8 protein-coding genes and 1 pseudogene are annotated in these 6563 nt (G+C 67.5%); 5 read left to right on the forward strand and 4 right to left on the reverse strand.

From position 1 onward, the window contains the following. Nucleotides 1-392, reverse strand: a 392-nt coding sequence (locus tag OOT08_RS09650; RefSeq protein WP_325092433.1) for a DNA/RNA helicase, incomplete at its 3' end; no start/stop codon positions are given. A gap of 115 nt (nt 393-507) precedes the next feature. Here OOT08_RS09650 and OOT08_RS09655 point away from each other — a divergent pair. Both OOT08_RS09655 and OOT08_RS09660 read left to right on the forward strand, forming a co-directional pair. Beyond that, entirely contained in the window at nt 508-1017 is a 510-nt protein-coding gene (locus OOT08_RS09655; RefSeq protein WP_325092434.1) for a peptidylprolyl isomerase, read from the forward strand. 4 nt (nt 1018-1021) lie between these two features. Continuing rightward, nucleotides 1022-1918, forward strand: coding sequence for a rhomboid family intramembrane serine protease (locus tag OOT08_RS09660; protein ID WP_325092435.1), 897 nt, complete (start codon nt 1022-1024; stop codon nt 1916-1918). Nucleotides 1919-2199: 281 nt separating this feature from the next. Here OOT08_RS09660 and OOT08_RS09665 read toward each other — a convergent pair whose 3' ends face one another. Further along, entirely contained in the window at nt 2200-2472 is a 273-nt protein-coding gene (locus OOT08_RS09665) for a cell division protein CrgA (RefSeq protein ID WP_325092436.1), read from the reverse strand. Nucleotides 2473-2539: 67 nt separating this feature from the next. Between OOT08_RS09665 and OOT08_RS09670 the strand changes: the two genes are divergently transcribed. From OOT08_RS09670 to OOT08_RS09680, 3 genes are read left to right on the forward strand one after another with little or no spacing between them, the layout of a single operon-like run. Next, nucleotides 2540-3349: a class E sortase gene (locus OOT08_RS09670; protein ID WP_325092437.1), complete on the forward strand. Its 810-nt coding sequence runs from the start codon at nt 2540-2542 to the stop codon at nt 3347-3349. Beyond that, nucleotides 3350-3508 (forward strand): hypothetical protein, encoded by a 159-nt coding sequence (locus OOT08_RS09675; RefSeq protein WP_325092438.1) that lies wholly within the window; start codon nt 3350-3352, stop codon nt 3506-3508. Next, nucleotides 3505-4134, forward strand: a complete 630-nt coding sequence (locus tag OOT08_RS09680; RefSeq protein ID WP_325092439.1) for an anthranilate synthase component II — start codon at nt 3505-3507, stop codon at nt 4132-4134. The genes OOT08_RS09675 and OOT08_RS09680 overlap by 4 nt, the downstream gene beginning before the upstream one ends. 101 nt (nt 4135-4235) lie before the next feature. Here OOT08_RS09680 and pknB read toward each other — a convergent pair whose 3' ends face one another. Together pknB and OOT08_RS09690 are read right to left on the reverse strand one after the other, a co-directional pair. Further along, a complete protein-coding gene (gene pknB / locus OOT08_RS09685) occupies nt 4236-5936 on the reverse strand; it encodes a Stk1 family PASTA domain-containing Ser/Thr kinase (protein ID WP_325092440.1) in 1701 nt (566 codons plus the stop codon). 41 nt (nt 5937-5977) lie between these two features. Then, a pseudogene (locus OOT08_RS09690) lies at nt 5978-6563 on the reverse strand (serine/threonine protein kinase); the annotation flags it as partial.

A 6563-nucleotide genomic window follows, 5' to 3' on the forward strand; every position in this document is an offset into this window, starting at 1 on the left:
TTCCGCTTCTTCTTCTGGGGCACGAGTCCGCTCCGTTCACTCAGTTTGGTGATGTTCTGCGAGGCCTGACGGGCCCGGGGGTCGTCGATCGAGTCGAGCGCCCGGGCGGTCTTGACGAGCGCGGAGGCAACGACGGGGGTCGCCACGCGCTTGACGGTGTCCGCCGCGTTGCGCGCCGCGTTGACGCTCCGATCGACGACGGGGCGGACCTGGTCCACCGCCTCGTTCACCCGGGGGGCAACGTGCTCATCGCTCAGATGCTTTGCCTGGGATCCGGCCAGCTGGAGGACATCCCCGGCTCGGCCGAGGACGACGCGCTGCTCATCGAGCACGCTCTCGGCAAATGATCGGAGCTGTTTCAGTTCGCGCTTCCGCTTCCGAGACAACTTCATTGGAATCCTCCGCTCGTGGTACCGGTTTCGGCTGTTCCCAACGTACACCGATTCCCACCGGACTGTCCGGAAGCTCCCCGGATTCTCAGCGATTGGACACCCATAGAATGAAGGCATGACTATTCACACAGCAGTTGCGACCGTGAGCACCAACCACGGCGACATCGTGATCAACCTCTTCGGTGACCACGCCCCCAAGACCGTCAAGAACTTCACCGACCTGGCCGAGAAGGGCTTCTACGACGGGGTCATCTTCCACCGCATCATCCCGAACTTCATGATCCAGGGCGGCGACCCCACGGGCACCGGCACCGGCGGCCCCGGCTACAACTTCGATGACGAGATCCACTCGGAGCTCGTCTTCGACAAGCCCTACCAGCTGGCGATGGCCAACGCGGGCAAGCGCGTCGACTCCTTCGGCAAGCTCTCCGGCACCAACGGCTCGCAGTTCTTCATCACCACGATTGCCCCGGACTGGCTCAACGGCAAGCACACCATCTTCGGTGAGGTGGCCGATGACGCCTCCAAGGCCGTCGTGGATGCGATCTCCGCCGTGCGCACCGCCGGTGCGGACAAGCCCGTCGAGGACGTCGTCATGACCGGCGTCACGATCGCCGCCGTCTAACCAGATGTCACAATACGGGGAGCGCGTCCCGGTCAGCGCAGCTGACGCCTGCTACCGGCACCCAAACCGGCAGAGTTTCATTCTCTGCCAGCGGTGCGGCCGCACGATCTGCGAGGAGTGCCAAACGCAGTCCTCCGTCGGGGTGCTCTGCCCGGAGTGCATGCGAGAGGGGAGCAAGCGCGCGCAGCGCCCGCTCTCCTCTCGGGTGCGCTCGGGGGTCGCGAGCCGGGTGTCTTCGGACACCCCGGTCGTGACCTACACGATCCTGATCCTGTCGGGGCTGGTCTTCGCGGCACAGCTCATCTTCTCCGGGGTGACCCAGGCGCTCTGGTACGCCCCGGTGTACTCGCTTCCCGGCAACTTTGAGCCCTGGCGGATGCTGACCTCGGTGTTCACCCACTCCACGGGGTTCCTCCCGCACATCCTCTTTAATATGTACGCGCTGTGGGCCTTCGGCCGGCAGATCGAACTCGCCTTCGGACGGTGGCGCTTTCTCGGCCTGTACCTGATCGCTGGCTTTGCCGGTTCCGTGACCGTCATGCTCTGGGGGTACACCTCGCCGTCGAGCATGGTCGTGGCCGTCGTTGGGGCCTCTGGCGCGATCTTTGGCATCTTCGGCGCGACCTTCGTGGTGGGCCGCGCGCTCGGGGGAAACATGACCTCCCTCGTCGTGATGCTCGGGATCAACTTCGCGATCGGCTTCATGCCCGGCGTCAGCGTCTCCTGGCAGGCACACCTCGGCGGACTCATCGCCGGAGCCCTCTACGCCGCGATCGTGATGCGCAATCGCGGCCCCCGGTTGCGCGGTGCACAACTCGCCGGAATCGCCCTGCTCGCGGCGGCTCTGCTAGCGCTGAGCGCCGCATTCTTCCTCGTCCTGCCCGCGCTTCCCCTCGGCTGAGCCGTTTTCCACACGCTCACCACAGAGTCACCACAAGCAATCAACAAGTTATCCACAATTCTGTGCACACCTGGGAGTAATTACACCCGTGTAGTTTTGCACATTGTGGATAACTTGGGGATAAGCCGGGGAAAACCCCGATTCCTGTGGATAACGGGGTGGAAAACTTCGGCGGACCGGCCGCTCGGGCCGGGGTCCGGGACGCAACCCACCGCCCGCGGGCACAAAAAAACGTGCGGCCCGTCCCCTCGGGGGACGGGCCGCACGTGCGTGTGTGGGGCTTAGCGCCAGCGCGTCGTCATCAGGAAGCCGATGAGGACGAAGCCGAAGCCGACCCAGATGTTGTTCTGGCCGAGCGCGGGGATCGGCAGGTTCATCGAGCCGCTCGTGATGTAGAACACGACGAGCCAGATGAGCCCGAGCAGCATGAAGCCGAACATGACCGGCTTGAACCACACCGGGTTCGGTGCGTCTTCCGCGGAGGTCTCGCGGGCACGGTCGGGGACCGGGGTCTTCGCCGACTTGCGCTTACTCACGTCTTTCGCTGCTGCCATGCTTCGATCCTAGCGAATGAACGGCGGAATCAGCACCTTTGCGGGTGGGAAGACTTAGAATACAACAATGGTTCAGCATTCTGATGCGGTCACCCCAGACGCCGGTGGCGCGCCGAGACGAGCCCGCCGGCAGAAGAAGCGCCGCGCTCCGCTCAGCTTCGCCGGAGTGCTGGGGGAACTGCTCATCACGGCTGGACTGCTCGTGCTCGGCTACATCCTCTGGCAGCCCTGGTACACGAGCACCGTCGTCACCTCGGCGCAGACCGAGATCTCCAGCGGCTTCAGCGAGGAGTGGCGAGCGAACGCCGCACCGCCCAGCACGGACGGCATGCCCGTGACGGAGCCCGTCGCCGACGGGGAGGTCTTTGGGGTGCTGCACGTGCCCGCCTTCCAGCAGCGCTTCGCGAACACCATCGCCGAGGGCGTCTCGCGCGCGAGCGTGCTCGACCTCGACGACCGCGGCCTCGGCCGGTACACGACCACCCAGCTCCCCGGCGAGCCCGGGAACTTCGCGGTCGCCGGGCACCGCTCTGGCCCGCTCATTAACTCCCTCCGCGAGGTGATGAACCTCCGGGTCGGCGATCCGATCTTCGTCGAAACGCAGCAGGGCTGGTACACCTACCGCTTCCGCTCGATCGAGTACGTGCTGCCCGAGGAGGTGGACGTGCTGAACGCCTTCCCGCGGGCGGAGGGCACGGTGATCGAGGGCACCCCCGGCACGGACAGCATTCTGACGATGACGACCTGCCACCCGAAGTGGGCGGGCAGCGAGGAACGCGCGATCGCCTACGCCGTGCTCGAGGGCTGGCAGCCCCTCTCCGACGGCCCACCCGCGGAACTCATCGAGCTCAACCCGTCCATCACGAAGGGGGCATAAGTGTTTTCCATCCTGTGGCGGTTCCTGCCCGGCCCGGCCTGGTTCCGGGCCATCCTGCTCCTCGGCGTGGCGGCTGCCGCCGTCTACGCCCTCGCTTACTACGGCTATCCCTGGGTTGCGTCCCTGATGCCGGGAGAAGAATCGACGGTAACCCAGTGACCCGCATCCTCGTCATCGATAACTACGACAGCTTCGTCTACACGCTGAACGGGTACCTCCAGCAGCTGGGCGCCGAGACGACCGTGCTGCGCAACGACGACCCCGCGCTCGATGACCTGCCCGCGCGCTTCGCGGAGGTCGACGGGGTGCTCGTCTCGCCCGGGCCGGGCACGCCGAGCGACGCCGGAGCCTCGATTCGCGCCGTCCAGCTCGCGCGGGACACGGGCCTGCCCCTGCTCGGCGTCTGCCTGGGTCACCAGGCCATCGCGGAGGCCTTCGGGGCGACCGTCTCGCACGCCGAGGAGCTCGTCCACGGCAAGGTCTCCCGGGTCACCCACACCGACGAGGGCTTCTTCGCCGGGGTGCCGGGAACCTTCGACGCGACCCGCTACCACTCGCTCGCGGTGGTCCGCGAGACCGTTCCCGAGGAGCTCACGGTCACGGCCGAGACGGCGGGCGGGGTCATCATGGCCCTGCGGCACCGGGAGCTGCCCATCTACGGGGTGCAGTACCACCCGGAGTCCGTGCTCACGGAGGGCGGCTACCGGATGCTCGGGAACTGGCTCGTGGTCACCGGGGCGAAGAACGCCGCGGAGACGGCCGCCACGCTGAGCCCCCGGGCCTAGCCGGGTCGCGGGCGGACCGCCAGGCCGCCCGCCGCGCTCCGGCTCCGACCGGAGCGTGTGGCGTGGCTGAGCCCAGATCGTTACTGAGCCCGGAGCGTGGCTTAGCCCGAGCAGTAGCTCAGCGTGACCGTGGACCCCTGCGGGCTCTGCCCGACGGGCGACTGGTTCTGCACGGGCGAGTCCGGCGCCTGCGGGCAGTCCGGGATCGGCTGGGGGGAGACGAGCAGATTCAGGCGCTCCAGCGCCTCCTGGGCGCTCGCGAGGCTCTGGGCCTGCACATCGGGGACCGTGACCAGGCCGGTGGAGAGCACGAGGTCGACGACGCCGCCCGCGGGCAGGGTCGTGCCCGCCTCTGGCGTGAACTCCAGGACGGTGTTCTCGCCGAGGACCGGGTCGTCCTTCGGCGTGGTCATCCCGATCTTCAGCCCGAGCTTCTCGATCGCCTCGGTGGCCTCCTCGAGGGACATCCGGCTGAGATCCGGCACCGCGGCCTCGGCGGGGCCCTGCGAGACGATCAGGGTGACCGTGGTGTCGGTCATCACGCTCGTCCCGGCCTCGGGATCGGTCGAGATGACCTCGTTCGCGGGCACCTCAGCGTTCTGCTCGCGCTTGGGCACCACGATGAGGTCGAGATCGCGCAGCGCGGCCGTGGCCTCCTCGACGTTCGTGCCGACCAGGTCCGGAATCTCGCGGGTGTTCTGCGGCTGGATGTCGCGCGGGGCCAGGTTCATGAGCCAGAAGATTACCGCGACGATCACCACCGCGACGCTCAGGATCGCGGCCCAGGTCCACATGACCGGGGGGCGATTCTGGGTGCGCACGGCGCTGGAGTTTTCTGCGAGCTGGCGGATCGCGAGATCCGACTCGGAGGCCTCCTCGCCGCCCGAGAACATCATCGCGACGTGGTCGCCATGATCCGTGAGGCGGGGCATGCCCCCGGCCGCGGCCTCCTTGACGGCGGAGCGGAACTCGGCGGCCGACTGGAAGCGCTTCGCGCGGTCCTTCGCGAGGGAGTGCAGCACGACGCGGTCGAGGGCGGCGCTCACCTCGGGGTTGCGGTCGCTGGGGGGCACGGGGCGCTCGCTGACGTGCTGGTAGGCGACGGCGACGGCGCTGTCCCCCCGGAAGGGCACCCCGCCCGTCAGCATCTCGAAGAGGACCACCCCGGCGGAGTACAGATCGGTCCGCGCGTCAACGGTCTCGCCCTTGGCCTGCTCCGGGGAGAAGTACGCGGCGGTGCCGAGGATCGCGGTGGTCTGCGCGACGGTCGACGAGGTCTCGGAAACGGCTCGGGCGATGCCGAAGTCCATGACCTTCACCTGGCCGGTCTTCGTGATCATGATGTTCGCCGGCTTGATGTCGCGGTGCACGATCCCGGCGCGGTGCGAGTACTCCAGCGCCGTGAGCACGCTGTCCATGATCCGGCAGGACTCCGTCTGGGACAGCTCGCCCTCGGACAGGATCTGCCGGACGTTCTTGCCCTCGACGTATTCCATCACGATGTAGGGCAGCGTCTGCGGGCCGTCCGTGGTCTGCACCAGGTCGTCCCCGGCGTCAAAGACGCGCACGATCGTCGGGTGCGCCATCCGGGAGGCCGACTGGGCCTCCTGGCGGAAGCGGTCGCGGAACAGCGGGTCCCCGGCGAGGTTCGACTTCATGACCTTGATGGCCACCTGGCGACCGAGCTTCTGGTCGACGCCGCGGTACACGGTGGACATGCCACCCTGGCCGATGAACTCACCGACGAGATAGCGTCCTCCGAGAATCCTCTGGTCCTCGCTCACATCGGTGCCCTCACTCATGCTTCGAATCTCCCTGTTCACCCCTGCGGGTTCGGGGTGGCCTAGTTGTTGTTGCTGTTGGAATCGCTGTCACCGGCGTCGCTGGAGCCATCGGCGGCAGGCGGGGTCGGCGCCGTGACCGTGATGGTGGCTCCGGGAGACCACGCCGAGACCCTGTTTTCGATGCCCTGCCCACCACAGACTACCCGGTAGCTGACGCTGAAATCGGTCGTTCCGGCCTGCACGGTTGCGGTGAGTCCCGTGCCGGGCTGATTGACCACGGAGGCGCCGCCGCCGGAGGCCTGCACCTCGTAGTTCAGCACGGCGGTGTTCGAGGGGCAGAGCCCGGAGCCGTTGGGCCAGGACACCGTCTGCTGCGAGTTCTGCTCCATCTGCGGCTTCGAGGGGGTCGGCGCCGCGCCGGGGGCCTCGGCGTCGCTCGCCTTGACCCCGTAGGTGAGCTGAATCGTCTGGGTGAAGGGCACGTTGCCGGTGGGGCCAATCTGCGTGACGCGGTCCACCTCGGAGTCCGGCACCGGGCTGCCCGGCACCAGCTGGACGTCCACGAAACCGAGGTCCGTCAGCATCGCGAAGGCCTCGTCCTTGTTCATGCCCTTGTACGTCCCGGCCTGAATCGTGGCGCTCGTG

The organism is Leucobacter sp. M11 (assembly GCF_035726885.1).
Lineage (GTDB): Bacteria > Actinomycetota > Actinomycetes > Actinomycetales > Microbacteriaceae > JAPFRB01.

Excerpts from the sequence above, each read along its gene's own strand:
- OOT08_RS09655 (WP_325092434.1), top strand. The coding sequence starts at position 508 with ATGACTATTCACACAGCAGTTGCGACCGTGAGCACCAACCACGGCGAC.
- OOT08_RS09660 (WP_325092435.1), top strand. The coding sequence starts at position 1,022 with ATGTCACAATACGGGGAGCGCGTCCCGGTCAGCGCAGCTGACGCCTGC.
- OOT08_RS09665 (WP_325092436.1), bottom strand. The coding sequence starts at position 2,472 with ATGGCAGCAGCGAAAGACGTGAGTAAGCGCAAGTCGGCGAAGACCCCG.
- OOT08_RS09670 (WP_325092437.1), top strand. The coding sequence starts at position 2,540 with ATGGTTCAGCATTCTGATGCGGTCACCCCAGACGCCGGTGGCGCGCCG.
- pknB (WP_325092440.1), bottom strand. The coding sequence starts at position 5,936 with ATGAGTGAGGGCACCGATGTGAGCGAGGACCAGAGGATTCTCGGAGGA.